The organism is Klebsiella sp. HMSC09D12 (genome assembly GCF_001808475.1).
GTDB classification, from domain to species: Bacteria; Pseudomonadota; Gammaproteobacteria; order Enterobacterales; family Enterobacteriaceae; genus Klebsiella; species Klebsiella oxytoca.
Window position 1 is genome coordinate 51,968 of the sequence record NZ_KV793511.1, and the last position, 19,783, is coordinate 71,750.

Genomic DNA, 19,783 nt, shown 5'->3' on the forward strand with positions numbered 1-19,783 from the left:
ATTCCTCTAACGCATATCCTGATCGGCGTCGGATTGTTAAAATGGTGTAGTTTTTAATTTATCTTCACGCCGGTAAGGAGTACGTCAACATTGGACGCCGCTGCGGTCATCAGTCTGTTTATCCTGGGTTCTGTTTTAGTAACCTGTAGCATCTTATTAAGTTCCTTTTCCTCACGCCTCGGCATCCCGATTCTGGTTATCTTCTTAGCCATTGGGATGCTGGCGGGTATTGACGGTATCGGCGGCATTCCGTTTGACAACTACCCTTTCGCCTACATGGTAAGTAACCTGGCGCTGGCGGTCATTCTGCTTGACGGCGGGATGCGCACCCAGGCCAGCTCCTTTCGCGTAGCGCTTTGGCCCGCGCTGTCGCTTGCCACGGTCGGGGTGTTAATTACCTCGGCCCTGACCGGACTCATGGCGGCCTGGCTGTTTAAACTCGACCTGATTGAAGGCATGCTGATCGGCGCGATTGTCGGCTCGACGGATGCCGCAGCGGTGTTCTCACTGCTCGGCGGAAAAGGGCTAAACGAACGCGTCGGCTCAACGCTGGAAATTGAATCCGGCAGCAACGACCCGATGGCCGTGTTCCTGACCATTACCCTTATCGAGATGATTCAGCAGCATGAAACCGGCCTGAGCTGGATGTTCCTGGTGCATATCGTGCAGCAGTTTGGCTTAGGTATCGCCATCGGTCTCGGCGGCGGCTATCTGCTGCTACAGATGATTAACCGCATTGTGCTGCCCGCCGGGCTTTACCCGCTGCTGGCGCTGAGCGGCGGGATCATGATTTTCGCCGCCACCACCTCGCTGGACGGCAGCGGCATCCTCGCGGTCTACCTGTGCGGCTTCCTGCTGGGCAACCGGCCGATTCGCAACCGCCACGGCATTCTGCAAAACTTTGACGGGCTGGCGTGGCTGGCGCAGATCGCCATGTTCCTGGTGCTCGGCCTGCTGGTCACGCCGTCAGACCTGTGGCCCATCGCCATCCCGGCGCTCATTCTGTCGATGTGGATGATTTTCATCGCCCGTCCGCTGTCGGTATTCGCCGGCCTGCTGCCGTTTCGCGGCTTTAACCTGCGCGAGCGCATATTTATCAGCTGGGTGGGTCTGCGCGGCGCGGTGCCGATTATTCTCGCCGTCTTTCCGATGATGGCGGGCCTGGAGAATGCGCGCCTGTTCTTTAACGTGGCTTTCTTCGTGGTGCTGGTCTCGCTGCTTTTACAGGGTACGTCGCTCTCCTGGGCGGCCAAAAAAGCCAAAGTAGTGGTGCCACCGGTCGGATCGCCCATCTCACGCGTCGGGCTGGATATCCATCCGGAAAATCCGTGGGAGCAGTTTGTCTATCAGTTGAGCGCGGAGAAATGGTGCGTCGGCGCGGCGCTGCGCGACCTGCATATGCCGCCGGAAACGCGGATTGCCGCGCTATTCCGCGATAACGCTCTGCTGCACCCCACCGGCAGCACCCGCCTGCTGGAAGGCGATATTCTCTGCGTGATTGGCCGCGAACGCGATTTACCCGCGCTGGGTAAACTGTTCAGCCAGTCGCCGCCGGTGGCGCTCGATCAGCGCTTCTTCGGTGATTTTATTCTCGATGCCAGCGCCAGGTTCGCCGACGTGGCTCAGATTTACGGCATTGACGGGGGAGAAGAGTTTCGCGATCGTCAGCAGTCGCTGGGTGACGTCATACAGCACCTGTTAGGCGCAGCCCCGGTTGTCGGCGACCAGGTGGAATTTGCCGGCATGGTGTGGACGGTGGCGGAAAAAGAAGAGGATCACGTTCTGCGGGTTGGCGTACGGATGGCGGAAGATGAGGCGGAGTGATCCGCCTCGGTTCAGGTTACACTGTCACAACCGGCACGCGCGGCGCAAGGGCGCACATTAATTCATATCCGACGGTGCCGCAGGAGGCTGCGACATCGTCAATTTTGATCTCTTTACCCCATAGCTCGACCGGCGCGCCAATGCCCGCCTGCGGGCAGGTTGTCAGGTCCACCGCCAGCATATCCATTGAGATACGCCCGACCGTTACGGTGCGGACGCCATCAACCAGCACCGGCGTTCCGCTGGGCGCTAAGCGCGGGTAGCCGTCGGCATAGCCGCAGGCAACGATGCCGATTCGCCGCTCCTCAGCCGTGCGCCAGGTTGCGCCGTATCCAACCGCTTCACCGGCTTTCAGATTCTGCACGGCGATAATTTCGCTGCTTAGCGTCATGACCGGTTTCAGCCCGGTATTGGCCACATCCTGCCACTGGCCGGAAGGCGAAGCGCCATAAAGCACGATCCCCGGCCTCACCCAGTTAAAATGCGACTCCGGATGCCACAAGGTGGCCGCCGAGTTCGCCAGCGAGCGCGGGCAATCCAGCCCTTCCACCGCCTGCTCAATGCGCCGCATCGGCTCCGCGATGCCATCCGGATTTTCCGCTTCGGCAAAATGCGACATCAACGTCATTTCACTGACGTTGCTGAGCGCTCGCAGCTGCTGCCAGACGATTTGCAGACGATCCGGCATAAACCCCAGCCGGTTCATCCCGCTATTCACCTTGACGTAAATATCAAGCGGCGCATGCAGCTTCGCCTGCTGAAGGGCCTTAATTTGCCAGTTACTGTGCACGCTGGTGGTCAAGCGGTATTTATCAAATAACGCCAGCTCATCGGCATGAAAAAAGCCTTCCAGCATCAGTATCGGCCCTTTCCAGCCCAGCTCACGCAGCAGTATCGCCTCTTCAAGATTCAGCATCGCGAAACCGTCTGCGGCGCTAAGCGCATTCCAGACCCTTGCCAGACCGTGGCCATACGCATTGGCTTTGACCACCGCCCACAGGCGCGAGCCGGGCGCCGCGCGGCGAACAATTTGTTGATTCTGGCGTAAGGCTGACATATCAATGCTGGCCTTTACAGGACGAGACATGAAAGCTCCTTGTTAATTGTGAACGCCATGCAGATGCTGAGCGCGGGCCGGCGTAAAGCCGCGTCCGTAGCGGGCGACGGCAAGATCGTCATACGGGATCGCCGGCGTGCGTCCGGAGATCAGGTCGCTAATCAGCTGTCCTGAACCACAGGCCATGGTCCATCCCAGCGTGCCGTGGCCGGTGTTGAGCCACAGATTTTTATACCCCGTACGCCCCACCACCGGCGTACCGTCCGGAGTCATCGGACGCAGTCCGGTCCAGAAGGTTGCCTGTTCAACGTGGCCGCCGCGCGGGAACAGATCGCGCACTACCATCTCCAGGGTTTCACGCCGCGGCTGCAGCAGTTCTTTATTAAATCCAACAATTTCTGCCATTCCACCAACGCGAATACGCCTGTCGAAACGGGTGATGGCGATTTTGTAGGTTTCATCAAGGATAGTCGAAACCGGCGCGCCGTCCTCTTCCGCGATGGGGATCGTCAGCGAATAGCCTTTCAGGGGATAGACCGGAATATCCACCCGCCCTTTCAGCATGGCTGTCGAATAGGATCCGAATGCCATAACGTACGCATCGGCTTTAATAATTTCAGCGCCGCACTTCACACCCGAGATGAGATCCCCTTCATAGAGCAGTTCATCCACCGGAGTATTAAAACGGAAAGTCACGCCCGCCTGCTCCGCCATTCGGGCCAGACGAGTGGTGAAGAGCTGGCAGTCGCCGGTTTCATCATTAGGTAAGCGCAAACCGCCCGTGAGCTTATGGCTCACTTCTGCCAGCGCCGGCTCAACTTCCAGCAGGCGATTCGCTTCCAGCAGCTGGTAAGGCACGCCCGCATCCTGTAGCACCGCAATATCGCGGGTCGCGTTCTCGAACTGCTTGTCGGTGCGGAATAGCTGGAGCGTACCACCCTGGCGCCCTTCATACTGAATACCGGTGCTCTCGCGCAGCGCTTTCAGGCAGTCGCGGCTGTACTCGGCCAGGCGCACCATTCGTCCTTTATTTTCCATATAGTGGCGAGTGTCGCAGTTGCGCAGCATCTGCCACATCCATTTCAGCTGGAACTGGGTGCCATCCAGACCGATAGCCAGCGGAGCGTGGCGCTGGAACATCCATTTAATCGCCTTCAAGGGGACGCCCGGCGCCGCCCAGGGCGCGGCGTAGCCGGGGGAGATCTGCCCGGCGTTAGCGGCGCTGGTCTCTTCGGCCGGTCCCGGCTGACGGTCGATAACCGTCACTTCATGTCCTGCCTGGCTTAAATACCAGGCGCTTGCGACTCCTACAACCCCACTTCCCAGTATGACGACGCGCATAGCGGCTCCGTAATCGTTAAAGAACAATCATCTGATTACAAATTGATAACTCAGATGAAAATATTATTCAACATACGCTTTATTTATGGTGACTTATCTCACAGGATTCTGCGCCAGCGCTGACCCCGTCACTTTACCATCTCCTGCTGCGCCTCATTTTTCTACAGAATAAAATTCTGATTAAAGCGCAAAACAGCGCCTTTAAGATTGTGAAATCGCGAAGAAAGGAAATGCGGATAGACGCAGTTTGCGACGCCGTGTTCTATGCTTGTTTAGAGGTTTTCCGTACAGAGAGAACCATCAACAACGAGGGCGCGCTAATGGCTACGATTGATTCCATGAACAAGGACACAACCCGTTTAAGCGATGGACCCGACTGGACTTTTGAGCTGCTGGAGACCTATCTGGCAGAAGTCGACCGGGTGGCGAAGCTGTACCGTCTTGACACCTATCCGCACCAAATCGAAGTCATTACTTCCGAACAGATGATGGATGCCTACTCCAGCGTCGGGATGCCGATTAACTATCCGCACTGGTCGTTCGGTAAAAAATTCATCGAGACCGAACAGGCCTATAAGCACGGCCAACAGGGGCTGGCTTACGAAATCGTCATTAACTCCAACCCCTGTATTGCCTATTTGATGGAAGAGAACACCATTACCATGCAGGCGCTGGTGATGGCGCACGCCTGCTACGGGCATAACTCGTTTTTCAAAAATAACTATCTCTTTCGCAGCTGGACCGATGCCAGCTCAATCATTGACTATCTCATCTTCGCGCGGAAATACATCACCGAATGTGAAGAGCGCTACGGCGTTGATGAAGTTGAAAAACTGCTCGACTCCTGTCATGCCCTGATGAATTACGGCGTTGACCGCTATAAACGCCCGCAAAAAATCTCGCTGCAGGAGGAGAAGGCGCGGCAAAAAAGCCGGGAAGAGTATCTGCAAAGCCAGGTGAATATGCTGTGGCGCACGCTGCCGAAGCGAGAAGAGGAAAAAACCATCGAAGCCGCGCGTCGCTACCCTTCTGAACCGCAGGAAAATCTGCTCTATTTCATGGAGAAAAACGCGCCGCTGCTGGAGCCGTGGCAGCGTGAGATCCTGCGCATCGTGCGCAAGGTCAGCCAGTATTTTTATCCGCAGAAGCAGACTCAGGTGATGAACGAAGGCTGGGCGACTTTCTGGCACTACACCATCCTGAATCACCTTTATGATGAAGGTAAAGTGACGGAGCGCTTTATGCTGGAGTTCCTGCACAGCCACACCAATGTGGTGTTCCAGCCGCCATACAACAGCCAGTGGTATAGCGGTATTAACCCCTACGCGCTGGGGTTCGCCATGTTCCAGGATATCAAACGTATTTGTCAGTCGCCGACGGAAGAGGACAAATACTGGTTCCCGGATATTGCCGGCTCTGACTGGCTTGAAACTCTGCACTTCGCGATGCGCGACTTTAAGGATGAAAGCTTTATCAGCCAGTTCCTGTCGCCGAAAATCATGCGCGACTTCCGCTTCTTCACCGTGCTGGATGACGATCACAACAACTATCTCGAAATATCCGCAATTCATAATGAAGAGGGATATCGTGAGATTCGTTCCAAACTTTCAGCGCAGTACAACCTGAGCAACCTCGAGCCAAACATTCAGGTATGGAATGTGGACCTGCGCGGCGACCGCTCGCTCACCCTGCGCTACGTGCCGCACAACCGCGTGCCGCTGGATAAAGGCCGCCGTGAGGTGCTTAAGCACGTTCACCGCCTGTGGGGATTTGACGTTCTTCTGGAGCAGCAAAACGCCGATGGCAGCGTCGAGCTGCTGGAACGCACCCCGCCGCGGCAGAACCCGCTGTAGCCGTTGAAAAGCAAAACGCCCGGTGAAAGCACCGGGCGTTTTTTATTCATTACGTGGGCTTAACGCATATTAATCGCTAAGTCGCCCGGTAGATTCTTCTGCATACGATGCCAGATCTCACCGCTGTCGCGGCCATAGCGGCGTACGATGTCATAAACCTGCTCATGCAGGCCCTCTTCACAAACTTTAGCCAGCTGATGATAGAAGCCGAGCGCCAGGCTGCGCGCTTCCGGATTGGCAAAATAGTGGCGACCGATACGGGTATATAGGCCTTTCATACCGTTGAGGATCAGACCATAGATAGGATTGCCTGAGGCAAACGCCAGACCGCGGAAGATATTGTAATCCAGCTCGGCAAACGCATCGGCGTGGTCTTCAATTTCACGCGCGCTCGCCAGTACCTCCAGCGCCTTATCCGGATGCTGACGGAAAGCGGTACGGATGAAAATGGTCGAAATATTGGTACGCACGGACAGCAGATTATCAATCAGCTGCGGTACGCTGTCATGGTCGAGACGCGCCAGGGTTTCAAGAATATTCAAACCTGAAGTTTCCCAGAAATTGTTCACCTTTGTCGGTTTACCATGCTGAATGGTTAACCAGCCATCGCGGGCCAGACGCTGCAACACTTCACGTAAGGTTGTACGGGTAACACCAATCAGTTCAGAAAGTTCACGTTCAGCGGGAAGAATTGAACCAGGGGGAAAACGGTTATTCCAGATACTTTCAATGATGTACTCTTCAGCGAAACCCGCAGGGCTTTGCGCCTTAATGACCATAATAAGATTTCCATTACACAGCGTTGCTATTCGACTCATCATACCAGAGCGGCCATAAGGCAGATAGCGCCAGAAAGTAATTAAAAAGGGATCGCCGTTTCATTTTCCACTTTTCATTTCACATTTTCTGTTGCTAAAGAATGTGATGCGAAGAAAGTTGCGTCTCGTTTTGCGCAACTGGTAATCTTGCGTATAGTTACGCATAAAATCATGTTTCAGAATTTGACGGAGAAAGGATGTCTGTCGTGGAAATGTCTTATGGCCGCGCCCTGTGGCGCAATTTTCTTGGCCAGTCCCCGGACTGGTACAAACTCGCTCTCATCATTTTCTTAATTGTTAATCCGCTGGTCTTTTATCTGCATCCGTTTATTGCCGGATGGCTGCTGGTTATCGAATTTATCTTCACCCTGGCGATGGCGCTCAAGTGCTATCCCCTGCTGCCGGGCGGCCTGCTGGCCATTGAAGCGGTATTTATCGGCATGACCACCCCGGGGCATATCCGCGAAGAGGTGGCCAGTAATCTTGAAGTCCTGCTGCTGCTGATGTTTATGGTCGCGGGGATCTACTTCATGAAGCAGCTGCTGCTGTTCATCTTCACCCGCTTGTTGCTTGGCATTCGTAGCAAGATGCTGCTGTCGCTGGCGTTTTGCGTCGCATCCGCTTTCCTCTCCGCCTTCCTCGACGCGTTGACCGTTGTCGCAGTGGTGATAAGCGTTGCCGTCGGCTTCTACGGTATTTACCACAAAGTCGCTTCGGCGCGGCCGGATGATGACAATATGCTCGACGACAGCCATATTGAGCAGCACTATCGCGATGTCCTGGAGCAGTTCCGCGGCTTCTTGCGCAGCCTGATGATGCATGCCGGGGTCGGCACCGCGCTTGGCGGCGTGATGACCATGGTCGGCGAGCCGCAGAACCTGATCATCGCCAAGGCGGCAGGCTGGCACTTCGGCGAATTCTTCATGCGTATGCTGCCGGTTAGCCTGCCGGTGCTGGTATGCGGACTGATCACCTGTCTGCTGCTGGAGAAATTCCGCCTGTTTGGCTACGGCGAACCGCTGCCGCCAACCGTGCGCAAAGTGCTACAGGATTTTGACGATCGCAGCCGCCAGAGCCGCAGTCGTCAGGATCGCCTGCGTCTTATCGCTCAGGGTCTTATCGGCGTCTGGCTGATTATCGCCCTTGCGATGCATCTTGCGGAAGTCGGCCTGATCGGCCTGTCGGTGATTGTGCTGGCGACAACGTTCTCCGGCATCACCGATGAACACGCTATCGGCAAAGCCTTCACCGAAGCCCTGCCGTTTACCGCCCTACTGACGGTCTTCTTTGCCGTGGTGGCGGTTATTATTGACCAGCACCTTTTTGCCCCGGTGATCGAGTTCGTTCTTCAGGCATCGCCGCACGCCCAGCTATCGTTGTTTTATCTGTTTAACGGTCTGCTGTCGTCGATTTCTGATAACGTCTTCGTCGGAACCGTCTATATCAACGAGGTCAAGTCCGCGCTGGAGCAGGGTACCATCAGTTTGCCGCAATTCGAGCTGCTGGCGGTGGCGATCAATACCGGCACCAACCTGCCATCGGTCGCTACGCCGAACGGCCAGGCTGCTTTTTTGTTCCTGCTGACTTCCGCGCTGGCCCCGCTGATTCGCCTCTCCTATGGCCGGATGGTGTGGATGGCGCTGCCCTATACTCTCGTCCTGACCCTCGTCGGCCTGGCCTGCGTCGAGTTTACCCTGATGCCGGCCACCCAGTGGATGCTGGAGCACGGTTGGCTGGTGACGCCGCAACTGCTGAAATAAAATCATCCATGCCCGGCTCAAAACGCCGGGCATTCCATATTCGTTTACGTAATATTTTCAGACTAGCTGCTGGCGTCGCTACGGTTTTCGTTTACACTGCCATGATTTAGCATGTTCCAGGGAAATGATTATGTTGCGATATTTAAACCAGTGCTCAAGGGGACGCGGTGCCTGGCTCCTGATGGCGCTAACCGCGTTTATTCTTGAATTGGTGGCGTTATGGTTCCAGCACGTGATGCTGCTGCAGCCGTGCGTACTGTGTATTTACGAGCGCTGCGCGCTATTTGGCGTGATGGGCGCCGGTATCGTCGGCGCCATTGCGCCAAAAACCCCTCTGCGCTACGTCGCGATTGTGATTTGGCTCTACAGCGCCCTGCGCGGGCTGCAGCTGTCATGGGAACACACCATGATTCAGCTTCACCCTTCCCCCTTCCAGACCTGCGATTTCGCCGCTCGTTTCCCAACGTGGCTGCCGCTGGATAAATGGCTGCCTCAGGTGTTTGTCGCTACCGGCGACTGCTCCGTACGCCAGTGGGAATTCCTGACGCTGGAAATGCCGCAGTGGCTGGTCGGCATCTTCGCAGCCTATCTGGTGGTCGGTGTACTGGTGCTTATCGCTCAGCCGTTTAAACCTAAAAAGCGCGATCTGTTTGGTCGCTAAGACCGATTGCTCATAAAGCGCTCCTCCGGGAGCGTTTTTTTTGCCTGCGCGTTGACGTTGCCGCCATAAAGTTGCATATTAAATACATCTTATAAATGTTAACTAAGGAGCACATGATGTCTCATTTGCGTATTCCCGCTAGCTGGAAGGTAAAACGCTCCACCCCATTCTTTACTAAACAGAACGTACCCGCCGCTTTGCTGACGCACCACAACACCGCAGCGGGTGTTTTCGGCCAGCTTTGCGTGATGGAAGGGACGGTAACCTACTATGGTTTCGCCGATGAACAGGCGACAGAGCCTGAGGCAAAAGTCGTTATCAATGCTGGCCAGTTCGCAACCAGCCCGCCGCAGTACTGGCACCGCATTGAGCTAAGCGACGACGCGCAGTTCAATATTAACTTTTGGGTTGCAGATGACGCCGACGGTGAAAGCGGACTATTCCACGCGAAGAAAGGCTAACTGCGCGCCTTACTGCGCCCAGTCCGGTTTATTCAGAATATGATCCTGCCAGTCAACCACGGTGGATTCTTTCACCGCAATATGGCGAACGGAGATGCGTTCGCCATGCATCGCCGCCTTCGAACCGGTTAACAGCGGATGCCAGTGCGGCAGCGGCTGGCCTTCCGCCAGCAGACGATAGGCGCAGGTCGGCGGCAGCCATTCAAACGTAGGCAGATTGTCGCGAGTTAGCTTGATGCAATCCGGCTCATACTCGAAGCGGCGCTCATAGTTACGACACTGGCAGGTTTTGATATTGAGCTGACGGCAGGCGACGTTGGTAAAGTAGATTTCGTCGGTATCTTCATCCATCAGCTTATGCAGGCAGCACTGACCGCAGCCATCGCAAAGTGATTCCCACTCCGCATCGCTCATTTCATCCAGTGTTTTTTGTTGCCAGAAAGGTTGTTCGCTCATTGGGATGTCCGTCATTGCAGTTCAGGGTGCACCTTATAACCACTCTGGCACGCCGATGCAAGTTTTGCCGCCCGGAGAAGGCGGCAAGCGGACGTTACAGCACGCGGGTAGTCAGCGAAAAGCCGTTAAAACCGACTTCCAGCTCGTCTCCGCTGCTCAGCGGCCCTACGCCTTCCGGCGTACCGGTCAGCACCACATCCCCGGCTTTCAGGGTAAAAAAGCGCGACATATAGGCGATGAGCGGCACAATCTTATGGATCATGTCGGCGGTCGAACCCTGCTGGCGCACTTCGCCGTTCACCTTCAGACTCAGCGGAGTACTCTGCGCGTCGCCGTGAAACTCGGCGGCGGGAATAAAGCCTGAAACAGGACAGGAGTTATCAAAGCCTTTGGCCTTCTCCCACGGCTGACCGGCCTTTTTCAGTTTTCCCTGCAGATCGCGCAGGGTAAGGTCCAGCGCCACGCCATAGCCAGCAATGGCTTTCAGCACATGATCTTCCGTCGCCTGGCGCAGCGTACCGCCAATCAGTACCGCCAGCTCAACTTCATGGTGCACTGACCCCAGCCCCTCAGGCAGCACCAACGGCTGGCGGATGTCGCATAGCGCCGTCTCAGGTTTAATAAACAGCACCGGCTCTTCCGGCGTCGCACTGCCCATCTCTTTGATGTGTTTTGCATAGTTGCTGCCAACGCAAACCACTTTGCTTACCGGATAATCCAGTAGCGCACCCTGCCAGTTATGATGTTGGTACATTATATTCCCTCTGTGGGTTAATCAGATTTATTCCCCTGTTCCGCCAGGTGTTTCTTGAGTAAATTTTCAGACGGAGGAGGCAGCTGAAGGTAATAGCCCTGATCGGTGAGCGCCTGTTTCACTTTCTCCAAATCGGCGTGAATGAGTTTTTTTCGTCCATCGAGCGGTAGAATCATTGCCAGTTTGGGCGTACCGAAGCTATACATTAATTCGTCAGGAACGCGGGAGAAATCGTCCTTTTTTTCGACATATAAATAGGTTTGCTCGCGTTTAGTACTTCGATAGATCACACAAAACATAGTTTTACTCGGAATTAGACCTGTGGTCACTTGCCTCAATATATGAGTGACTATAACATGCCTTTTAGTCTTCGGAATATCACCGCACTTCAGCGAGTGATAAACAGCAAATTGAGTAAGGCCAGGATGTCAAATACGCCAATCGAACTTAAGGGCAGTAGCTTCACCTTATCTGTGGTTCATTTGCACGATGCAAATCCCGAGGTTATTCGTCAGGCGTTAGAAGACAAAATCGCCCAGGCTCCCGCCTTTTTACGGCACGCTCCCGTGGTGGTGAATATCAGCAGCATTGAAGATGACGTCGACTGGCGCCCTCTGCATGAGGCGATCGCGGCTACCGGCCTGCGTATTATGGGCGTAAGCGGATGTAAACTTCCCCGGCTGAAAACGGAAATTGACCGCGCCGGGATCCCTTTATTAACCGAAGGGAAAGAAAAAGTGACTCGCCAGGCTGCGCCTGAACCCGTTGCCCCACCTCCAGCTGTTAATCAGATCACAAAAACGCGTTTGATTGATCAGCCGGTACGTTCCGGTCAGCGAATTTATGCGCCACACTGTGATCTAATTGTTACAAACCATGTGAGTGCCGGAGCTGAACTTATCGCCGATGGTAACATCCATGTATATGGCATGATGCGGGGACGCGCGCTTGCTGGCGCAGGCGGCGACAGAGACGCCCAAATATTTTGTACCAACCTCTCGGCGGAACTGGTTTCCATCGCGGGGGAATACTGGCTGAGTGATAACATTCCGGCCGAATTTTATGGCAAAGCGGCCCGTCTACGTTTAGACGACAGCGCTTTGACGATTCAATCGTTGAATTAATCCCTTTTTAACAAGGAATTTCTATGGCACGCATTATTGTTGTGACTTCGGGTAAAGGAGGCGTTGGCAAGACCACCTCCAGCGCGGCCATCGCTACTGGTTTGGCCCAGAAGGGAAAGAAAACGGTCGTTATCGACTTCGACATCGGCCTGCGTAACCTTGACCTGATCATGGGCTGTGAACGCCGGGTCGTTTATGATTTCGTCAACGTCATCCAGGGCGATGCCACGTTGAACCAGGCGCTTATTAAAGATAAGCGTACGGAGAATCTCTATATTCTCCCGGCCTCCCAGACGCGTGACAAAGACGCCCTGACCCGCGAAGGCGTAGACAAAGTTCTCGAAGAACTGAAAAAAATGGATTTTGATTTTATCGTCTGTGACTCCCCTGCAGGCATCGAAACCGGTGCGCTGATGGCGCTGTATTTTGCTGATGAAGCCATCATCACCACCAACCCGGAAGTATCCTCCGTTCGCGACTCCGACCGTATCCTTGGTATCCTGGCCTCCAAATCCCGTCGCGCGGAAAGGGGCGAAGATCCAATTAAAGAGCACCTGCTGCTGACGCGCTATAACCCAGGCCGCGTAAACAAGGGTGACATGCTGAGCATGGAAGACGTGCTGGAAATTCTGCGCATCAATCTGGTGGGCGTGATTCCGGAAGATCAGTCCGTGCTGCGCGCGTCAAACCAGGGCGAGCCGGTGATTCTGGATGACGCCTCGGACGCGGGTAAAGCCTATGCCGATACGGTTGAACGTCTGCTCGGAGAAGAACGCCCTTTCCGCTTCGTAGAAGAAGAGAAGAAAGGTTTCCTCAAACGCCTGTTCGGAGGATAAATTATGGCATTACTCGACTTTTTTCTCTCGCGGAAAAAGAACACGGCCAATATTGCGAAAGAGCGCCTGCAAATTATCGTCGCGGAGCGCCGTCGCGGCGACGCTGAACCGCACTATCTTCCGCAGTTGCGTAAAGACATTCTTGAGGTGATTTGCAAATACGTGCAAATCGACCCGGAGATGGTCAGCGTACAGCTGGAGCAGAGAGACGGTGATATTTCGATTCTGGAGCTGAACGTGACCCTGCCGGAAACTGAAGAGTCGAAGCCCTGAGCCTGAGGTGTAAAAAAACCGGCAACGCTGTGCGCAGCCGGTTTTTTCACTATGCCGATCGGCGCTAGCGCGGGTAGTCGCTTAATAGCGCATTCAGGCGATCGGCCATCAATTCACCGCGCCAGCCGGAAACCAGTTCAGGCTGCCCGTTGCCGTTTTTTAGCCCCCAGTGCCAGTTCAGCAGCTGATTAATCTGTCTTCTTGAAGCCAGCAGCTCCGCGCTCACGCCCTTCTCGGCGCTTACGGTCTGAACTAACGCTTTGATATCCTTAAACAGCTTGCGGTAACCGGGCATGTCGATCAGATTTTGCAGCGGCTCTGGCAGCGCCTCTTCCGGCAGCGCCTGCGCCTTCTCGACGAGGGCGATCAGCGTCTTACCGTGGAAACGAATCTCGCTGCCCGAGAGTCCGAGGCTGTCAAGTTCCCCCAGGCTGGTGGGCATATAGCGCGCCACGTTCCACAAATGCTCTTCACGGATAACAAAGTTGACCGCCAGGTCGCGTTCGCGCGCTTTACGCAGCCGCCACTCCGCCAGCAGCTGCAGGCAGCCCAGCTGACGAGTGCGCAGCTGCCAGGCATTACCAATGTCGCGCCACGCCTCGGCAGGATCCTGAATCTCCTGACGACGCTGCTGCATCAGCTGGCATTCATCCAGGGCAGCGGAAAGCCAGCCCGCGCTGTCGGTTTCAGCCATCAGCTTTCCGGCAATCGGCAGCAGGTACCAGACGTCGGCAGCGGCATAAACGCACTGGCGTTCGGTCAGCGGGCGCGCCAGCCAGTCGGTACGAGATTCGCTCTTGTCCAGCGCCACGCCGGTATACTCTTCTACCATCGACGCAAAGCCCCAGGACATCGGACGACCGCAAAAAGCGGCAAGAATTTGCGTGTCGATCAGCGGCTGAGGCATCAAATGAAAGGCATTAAGAAATACTTCCAGATCTTCACTGCCAGCATGTAAAAATTTGGTCACATCTTTATTCAGCAGCAGTTCACGCATCGGTTCCCAGTCGGTGATAACCAGAGGGTCAATCAGCGAGACCTGGTTGCCGTCGAACAGCTGGAGCAGACCGAGCTGCGGGTAGTAGGTACGAGTACGGACAAATTCCGTATCCAGCGCGATGGCAGAAACCGCGCTTGCCGCTTCACAGACGGCGCGAAGGCCATCGTTGGTGGTGATCATCTGATAGTTCAAATCATACTCTCTTAACTTGCGCCCATAAAAAACGCCGGCTTAGCCGGCGTCTGGCGATTCACTCTTAGCTCAGGCTTTATTGTCTACTTTAGCACGGGCTTCGTCACGCAGTTCTCGACGTAAAATTTTCCCGACGTTGGATTTCGGCAGCTCATCGCGAAACTCAACCAGCTTCGGAACCTTGTAGCCGGTCAGCTGGCGACGGCAGAAAGCGATCAGCATCTCTTCCGTCAGCGTCGGCTCTTTCTTCACCACGAAAATTTTCACCGCCTCACCGCTGCTTCCGGACGGTACGCCAACCGCAGCAACCTCCTGAACCCCGGAATGCTGCATTACCACATCCTCGATTTCATTCGGATAGACGTTGAAGCCCGAGACAAGGATCATATCTTTTTTGCGATCGACGATACGCAGGAAGCCCTCGTCATCCATCACCGCGATATCGCCGGTATGCAGCCAGCCGTCCTTAATGATTTCAGCGGTAGCATCAGGGCGCTGCCAGTAGCCCAGCATCACCTGTGGCCCTTTCACGCACAGCTCCCCCGGCTCTCCCGGCGCGACTTCATTATCGTCATCATCCACCAGCTTCGCTTCGGTGGACGGCACTGGCAGGCCAATACTGCCGCTGTGATAGTCGATATCGTGCGGATTGACGCTCACCAACGGCGCGCACTCCGTCAGGCCATAGCCTTCCAGAAGATACTGCCCGGTCAGCTTAACCCAGCGCTCCGCAACGACCTGCTGTACCGGCATTCCGCCGCCGGCGGAGAGATGCAGTGAAGAGAAGTCGAGCTGCTGAAACTCTTTGTTGTTAAGCAGCGCGTTAAACAGGGTATTGACTCCGGTCATGGCGGTGAAGGGATATTTCGCTAGCTCTTTGACCAGGCCTGGGATGTCGCGCGGGTTGGTGATCAGCAGGTTTTGCCCGCCCAGTTCAATGAACAACAGGCAGTTCATGGTCAGCGCAAAGATGTGATACAGCGGTAGCGCGGTAACAACCAGCTCTTTGCCGCGATGCAACAGCGGCCCGTAGGTACCGTTTACCTGCTCAAGGTTCGCCAGCATATTGCGATGGGTCAGCATTGCCCCTTTCGCCACGCCGGTTGTGCCGCCGGTATATTGAAGAAAAGCGAGATCCTGAGAGACGATTTCCGGCTTAATGTACTGCATGCGGTAGCCGTGCTGCAGCGCGCTGCGAAACGAGATGGCGTCCGGCAGATGGTATTTTGGCACCAGCCGTTTAATGTACTTCACCACAAAGTTAACCAGCGTTCCTTTCGCCGTGGAAAGCTGATCGCCCATGCGGGTTAAAATCACGTGCTTGACCTGGGTTTTATCAACCACCTTTTCCAGGGTATGCGCAAAGTTGGAAACGATCACAATGGCGGCGGCGCCGCTGTCGTTAAGCTGATGCTCCAGTTCGCGCGGGGTATAAAGCGGATTGACGTTCACGACAATCATGCCAGCGCGCAGGATACCAAACAGCGCCACCGGATACTGCAGCAGATTAGGCATCATCAGCGCGACACGGTCGCCTTTTTGCAGGCCTAACCCTTCCTGAAGATAAGCGGCGAACGCGCGGCTACGCTCCTCCAGCTTGCGGTAGGTCATCACCTCGCCCATGTTAATAAAGGCCGGCTGGTCGGCATAGCGGCGGACGGCGTGTTCAAACAGTTCAACCAGGGATTGATAGCGGTCAGGGTTTATCTCCGCAGGAACGTCTGCGGGATAACGGTTTAGCCAAACCTTTTTCACTGCATCACCTCTGAAATAGTTATTCGTCGTCATCACAACCCCTGATCAACAAACATTTTGTTAACATTATATTAACTCAGCGTACCAGTTAATTAATTAGGCGTTTTACAGGTTGCGAAGCGCGTCACTATTTATTTTTCTTATTTGACTGAAAACGAAGAAACAGCGGACCAGCCGCTGTTTCTTTGAACTTACAAAAACTACAAAATCATTCAGTTACAACGTTTCTGACTTCGGCAGGACCGGGATTATACCAGCCCCAGCCGCCGTATCCGTAGCCCCACGGGCGCGGGCCGAACATCCACGGGTCCATCATCGGCTGCGGCGGCATGACCACCTGCTGGACAACGTTCCAGCGCTTGTAGCCCGTAGCGTTCATCAGCATGAATTTATACGGCGTATTGCCGACTTTACCGTCGACGACGCCGACGATCGGGCCAACCACGGTGACCAGCTGCCCGCGAAAATCCACCGGGTCGATAAAACCGTTTACGTCGGCAAAGATACGACCTCGCGACGGCTCGCCCAGCTCCGGACGCGCGGCGCCGTCAAGCTGAACGGTGGCAATTTCCAGGCGGGTTATACCCTGCTGATTCTGCACGCTGACGACCTTCCCGCCAAAGCGCGCTTCCTGACCGACATACAGCTGCGGCGCGTTCATCACGCGAACTAAATCCTGCTGCGGCGTCGGGGTGGTGCCCTTAATGGCATCCGGTACCGAAGCGCACCCGCTCAGCGCAGCAACCACTGCTGCCGCGACTAACCAACGCACTACCGTTTTTTGACCCGCCATGACGCGACTCCTTCCTTCTTCTCAGACATATAGTTACTGAGATTCACTCGCGGCCAGGAAGTTTCTTCCACGCCACTTCATTGCGTAAATAAACTGGTTCAGCGTGTTCAACGGCCACGGTTTTTCCCACCGTAAACAGATGGCAAGCCAGCGGCAGCATATCCTGCGCGTCAGGAAGCTCAATTTCGCCGTCGGCAAGCGTTAAGCCGCAGCCGGTAGCCATATCCGGCCACGCCTGCCAGCCGGTGCCGACGGTAGCCCACTCGCCCTCCAGCTGCTGCAGACGCTCGCGAACCGCTTCCGGCTTCAGCACCGCTTCACTCTCTTCGCCGTGCCAGACGCCCTGTTCATCGCGCTGATATTCCGCCCAGTAAACTTCGCCCATTCTGGCGTCGATGGCGGCCAGCACGCGTGTGGCGCCGGTTTTTCGCCATGCGCCCTGCGCCATGGTTGCCAGCGTGGACACGCCGATCATCGGCAGCTCGGCCCCCAGCGCCAGCCCCTGCGCAATCCCGATACCAATGCGCACGCCGGTGAAGCTGCCCGGCCCACGGCCAAAGGCCAGCGCGTCAAGCTCGGTTAATAGCGTGCCGCTTTCATTGAGGACATCCTGCACCAGAGGCAGGATACGTTGGGTATGTTCGCGGGGGCAGATTTCAAAATGAGCACTGAGGGTGCCATCATTCCACAGCGCCGCGGAGCAGGCCTCCGTGGCGGTATCGATAGCTAAAATTCGCATGGGTTGTCGCGCTCTCGCTCTAGCAGATTGACAAAATGGCGCGCAGCTTACCACATTTTGCGCCGGATTACCTCGCCGACGGCACCGCAAGAAAACGCACCGCCCGACGGATATCGCGCGTGCGCGGCGCAGGCGGAAGGCTCGCGAGGAAGACGGCGCCATAGGGGCGCATAACCAAACGGTTGTCGCAGATAACCAGGACCCCGCGATCGTCGATGTCGCGAATCAGACGCCCCACGCCCTGTTTGAGGGTGATGACGGCGTCCGGTAGCTGGACCTCATCAAAAGGATCACCGCCGCGCAGGCGACAATCCTCCATCCGCGCTTTCAGCAGCGGATCGTCCGGCGAGGTGAACGGCAGCTTGTCGATAATCACCAGAGAAAGCGCATCGCCGCGCACGTCCACCCCTTCCCAGAAGCTACTGGTCGCCACCAGCAGCGCATTTCCGGCGCTGACGAATTGCTGTAAAAGCTGGCCTTTGCTGGTTTCTCCCTGCAGGAGAACCGGCAGCGTCATGGTGGCGCGAAACTGTTCCGCCAGGTCGCGCATCATGGCGTGCGAAGTGCAGAGCATAAAGCAGCGCCCGTCGTTGGCTTCAATCAGCGGTTTGAGCATCGCCGCCAGATGTCGCGCGGCGCCGGGCTGGTTCGGTAACGGCAAATTGCGCGGCACGCACAGCAGCGCCTGGTGGGCATAATCGAAGGGGCTGGGGAGCAGCAGCGTTTGCGCGTCGCCTATGCCCAGACGATCGGTAAAGTGGTGCAAATCGTCATTGACCGATAGCGTCGCCGAGGTGAAGATCCAGCTCCCGGACTTTTGCGCCATCACCTCTTTAAACTTATCCGCCACCGTCAGCGGGGTCAGCGCCAGGGTGAAGTTGCGGGAAGTACACTCATACCAGTAGCTAAAGCCGGGCTGATTGGTCTCTTTTAACCGCTTCAGGCGGCCTCGGTATACGGTGGCCCGCTCAAAAGCGGCATCGAGCAGCGCCGAGCGGCCCAGCGACAGCTTTGCCACGTCGTAACAGAGTTCGAGCGCATCATCAAGCAGCAGCAGCGCGCGCTGAATATTGTTATCCGCCAGCAGCTCGCGCAGGTTGCCGCGATAGCCGGGCTCCCCCAGCTGCAGACGAAAATCCTGCGTGCTCTGGGCCAGGCGGTCGGCGCACTTCTGCAGCTGCTGGGTGTCTTTAAGTTCGGTGCGATAAGCAATAGTAATATCTTTCGCCAGGTCCATCAGCTGGCGGCTGGAGAGCGACTGGCCGAAGTACTGGCTGGCAATATCCGGCAGCTGATGCGCTTCATCGAAGATCATCACTTCCGCTTCCGGAATCAGTTCGGCAAAGCCGCTCTCTTTGACCACCATATCGGCGAGGAACAGATGATGATTGACGACGACCACGTCAGCATCCATCGCCTTTTTCCGCGCTTTCACCACAAAACAGTCTTTATATAAGGGGCAGTCGCTGCCGAGGCAGTTATCGTTGGTACTGGTGACCAGCGGCCAGGCCTGGGAATCTTCGGCCACGCTAACGCAGGTGCTGATATCGCCATCGACGGTCTGGTTAGACCACGAGCGCAGCAGAATGACATCGCTGAGGGTTTGCACCGGCAGGTCGCCACCGGCGAGCGCCTGCTGTTCCAGACGCTCCAGGCACAGGTAGTTCGAACGCCCTTTCAGCAGGGCCAGTTTACCGGTGAAGTTCAGCGCTTTAGCGACAGTGGGTAAATCCCGACTGTAGAGCTGATCCTGTAACGCTTTCGAGCCGGTGGAAATAATGACTTTCTTGTTGGCGCGTAGCGCAGGCGCCAGGTAGGCGTAGGTTTTCCCGGTCCCGGTGCCCGCCTCCACCACCAGCGGACGAGTTTCTTCAATTGCACTGGCGACGGCGAAAGCCATCTGGCGCTGCGGCTCGCGCGGCTTAAATCCGGCAATCGCGCTGGCCAGCTGGCCATCTGCTGCAAAATCGTCGATCACATTACCCCCTGGTTATTTGGACAGTGATTATGTCAGGGTGGAGGGGTTTTCGCCAGTGCAGGTAGTGACGCAGGTGAAACATTATGGCAGTCTTGCCGCAGCTTAATG

Annotated in this window: 19 protein-coding genes; 8 read left to right on the forward strand and 11 right to left on the reverse strand. The window is 55.8% G+C overall.

Features of this window, described 5'->3' with window-relative positions; genetic code table 11:
- Nucleotides 1-90: 90 nt before the first annotated feature.
- Entirely contained in the window at nucleotides 91-1,824 is a 1,734-nt protein-coding gene (locus tag HMPREF3178_RS27200) for a potassium/proton antiporter (RefSeq protein WP_004103240.1), read from the forward strand.
- Between the two features lie 16 nt (nucleotides 1,825-1,840).
- Here HMPREF3178_RS27200 and dadX read toward each other — a convergent pair whose 3' ends face one another.
- Both dadX and HMPREF3178_RS27210 read right to left on the reverse strand, forming a co-directional pair.
- Nucleotides 1,841-2,911 (reverse strand): catabolic alanine racemase DadX, encoded by a 1,071-nt coding sequence (gene dadX, locus HMPREF3178_RS27205; RefSeq protein ID WP_017145656.1) that lies wholly within the window; start codon nucleotides 2,909-2,911, stop codon nucleotides 1,841-1,843.
- 12 nt (nucleotides 2,912-2,923) lie between these two features.
- A complete protein-coding gene (locus tag HMPREF3178_RS27210) occupies nucleotides 2,924-4,222 on the reverse strand; it encodes a D-amino acid dehydrogenase (protein ID WP_004103245.1) in 1,299 nt (432 codons plus the stop codon).
- Nucleotides 4,223-4,542: 320 nt separating this feature from the next.
- On the opposite strand from HMPREF3178_RS27210, the gene HMPREF3178_RS27215 reads away from it, so the two are divergent.
- Nucleotides 4,543-6,075 carry a SpoVR family protein gene (locus tag HMPREF3178_RS27215; protein ID WP_004103247.1) on the forward strand — a complete coding sequence of 511 codons (1,533 nt, stop codon included), beginning with the start codon at nucleotides 4,543-4,545 and terminating at the stop codon, nucleotides 6,073-6,075.
- Between the two features lie 59 nt (nucleotides 6,076-6,134).
- On the opposite strand, the gene fadR is transcribed toward HMPREF3178_RS27215, so the two are convergent.
- Complete coding sequence (fadR, locus tag HMPREF3178_RS27220; RefSeq protein ID WP_004103249.1) at nucleotides 6,135-6,854, reverse strand: fatty acid metabolism transcriptional regulator FadR; 720 nt, start codon at nucleotides 6,852-6,854, stop codon at nucleotides 6,135-6,137.
- A 245-nt stretch (nucleotides 6,855-7,099) separates the two neighbouring features.
- Here fadR and nhaB point away from each other — a divergent pair, with 245 nt between their 5' ends.
- The 3 genes from nhaB (at nucleotide 7,100) to HMPREF3178_RS27235 (ending at nucleotide 9,775) form a co-directional block, all read left to right on the forward strand.
- Nucleotides 7,100-8,653 (forward strand): sodium/proton antiporter NhaB, encoded by a 1,554-nt coding sequence (gene nhaB, locus HMPREF3178_RS27225; RefSeq protein ID WP_024274390.1) that lies wholly within the window; start codon nucleotides 7,100-7,102, stop codon nucleotides 8,651-8,653.
- Nucleotides 8,654-8,783: 130 nt separating this feature from the next.
- The gene (dsbB, locus tag HMPREF3178_RS27230; RefSeq protein WP_004103253.1) at nucleotides 8,784-9,314 is read left to right on the forward strand and encodes a disulfide bond formation protein DsbB; all 531 of its coding nucleotides are present in this window, start codon (nucleotides 8,784-8,786) and stop codon (nucleotides 9,312-9,314) included.
- Between the two features lie 116 nt (nucleotides 9,315-9,430).
- Entirely contained in the window at nucleotides 9,431-9,775 is a 345-nt protein-coding gene (locus HMPREF3178_RS27235; protein ID WP_004103255.1) for a TehB family protein, read from the forward strand.
- 9 nt (nucleotides 9,776-9,784) lie between these two features.
- On the opposite strand, the gene HMPREF3178_RS27240 is transcribed toward HMPREF3178_RS27235, so the two are convergent.
- The 3 genes from HMPREF3178_RS27240 to HMPREF3178_RS27250 form a co-directional block, all read right to left on the reverse strand.
- Nucleotides 9,785-10,231, reverse strand: a complete 447-nt coding sequence (locus HMPREF3178_RS27240) for a YcgN family cysteine cluster protein (protein ID WP_004103257.1) — start codon at nucleotides 10,229-10,231, stop codon at nucleotides 9,785-9,787.
- 94 nt (nucleotides 10,232-10,325) lie between these two features.
- On the reverse strand, nucleotides 10,326-10,985 hold the full coding sequence (locus HMPREF3178_RS27245) for a fumarylacetoacetate hydrolase family protein (RefSeq protein WP_004113717.1): 660 nt from the start codon (nucleotides 10,983-10,985) through the stop codon (nucleotides 10,326-10,328).
- 17 nt (nucleotides 10,986-11,002) lie between these two features.
- Entirely contained in the window at nucleotides 11,003-11,284 is a 282-nt protein-coding gene (locus tag HMPREF3178_RS27250) for a YcgL domain-containing protein (RefSeq protein ID WP_004103262.1), read from the reverse strand.
- A 126-nt stretch (nucleotides 11,285-11,410) separates the two neighbouring features.
- Here HMPREF3178_RS27250 and minC point away from each other — a divergent pair, with 126 nt between their 5' ends.
- Genes minC through minE form a run of 3 tightly spaced genes read left to right on the forward strand, consistent with a single transcriptional unit; the run spans nucleotide 11,411 to nucleotide 13,218 of the window.
- On the forward strand, nucleotides 11,411-12,109 hold the full coding sequence (gene minC, locus HMPREF3178_RS27255) for a septum site-determining protein MinC (RefSeq protein WP_004103264.1): 699 nt from the start codon (nucleotides 11,411-11,413) through the stop codon (nucleotides 12,107-12,109).
- 23 nt (nucleotides 12,110-12,132) lie between these two features.
- Nucleotides 12,133-12,945, forward strand: a complete 813-nt coding sequence (minD, locus tag HMPREF3178_RS27260) for a septum site-determining protein MinD (RefSeq protein ID WP_004103267.1) — start codon at nucleotides 12,133-12,135, stop codon at nucleotides 12,943-12,945.
- A 3-nt stretch (nucleotides 12,946-12,948) separates the two neighbouring features.
- Complete coding sequence (gene minE, locus HMPREF3178_RS27265) at nucleotides 12,949-13,218, forward strand: cell division topological specificity factor MinE (RefSeq protein ID WP_004103270.1); 270 nt, start codon at nucleotides 12,949-12,951, stop codon at nucleotides 13,216-13,218.
- Nucleotides 13,219-13,282: 64 nt separating this feature from the next.
- Here the strand turns inward: minE and rnd are convergent, their stop codons facing one another.
- The 5 genes from rnd to HMPREF3178_RS27290 all read right to left on the reverse strand — a co-directional run bounded on the left by rnd (nucleotide 13,283) and on the right by HMPREF3178_RS27290 (nucleotide 19,675).
- Entirely contained in the window at nucleotides 13,283-14,398 is a 1,116-nt protein-coding gene (gene rnd / locus HMPREF3178_RS27270) for a ribonuclease D (protein ID WP_162098340.1), read from the reverse strand.
- 81 nt (nucleotides 14,399-14,479) lie between these two features.
- Nucleotides 14,480-16,165, reverse strand: a complete 1,686-nt coding sequence (gene fadD / locus HMPREF3178_RS27275) for a long-chain-fatty-acid--CoA ligase FadD (protein WP_085955773.1) — start codon at nucleotides 16,163-16,165, stop codon at nucleotides 14,480-14,482.
- 208 nt (nucleotides 16,166-16,373) lie between these two features.
- Entirely contained in the window at nucleotides 16,374-16,958 is a 585-nt protein-coding gene (locus tag HMPREF3178_RS27280; protein WP_017145654.1) for a Slp family lipoprotein, read from the reverse strand.
- A 43-nt stretch (nucleotides 16,959-17,001) separates the two neighbouring features.
- Nucleotides 17,002-17,697, reverse strand: coding sequence for a tRNA (adenosine(37)-N6)-threonylcarbamoyltransferase complex dimerization subunit type 1 TsaB (tsaB, locus tag HMPREF3178_RS27285; RefSeq protein ID WP_004103277.1), 696 nt, complete (start codon nucleotides 17,695-17,697; stop codon nucleotides 17,002-17,004).
- A 67-nt stretch (nucleotides 17,698-17,764) separates the two neighbouring features.
- Nucleotides 17,765-19,675 (reverse strand): ATP-dependent DNA helicase, encoded by a 1,911-nt coding sequence (locus tag HMPREF3178_RS27290; RefSeq protein WP_016808280.1) that lies wholly within the window; start codon nucleotides 19,673-19,675, stop codon nucleotides 17,765-17,767.
- Between the last annotated feature and the right edge of the window lie 108 nt (nucleotides 19,676-19,783).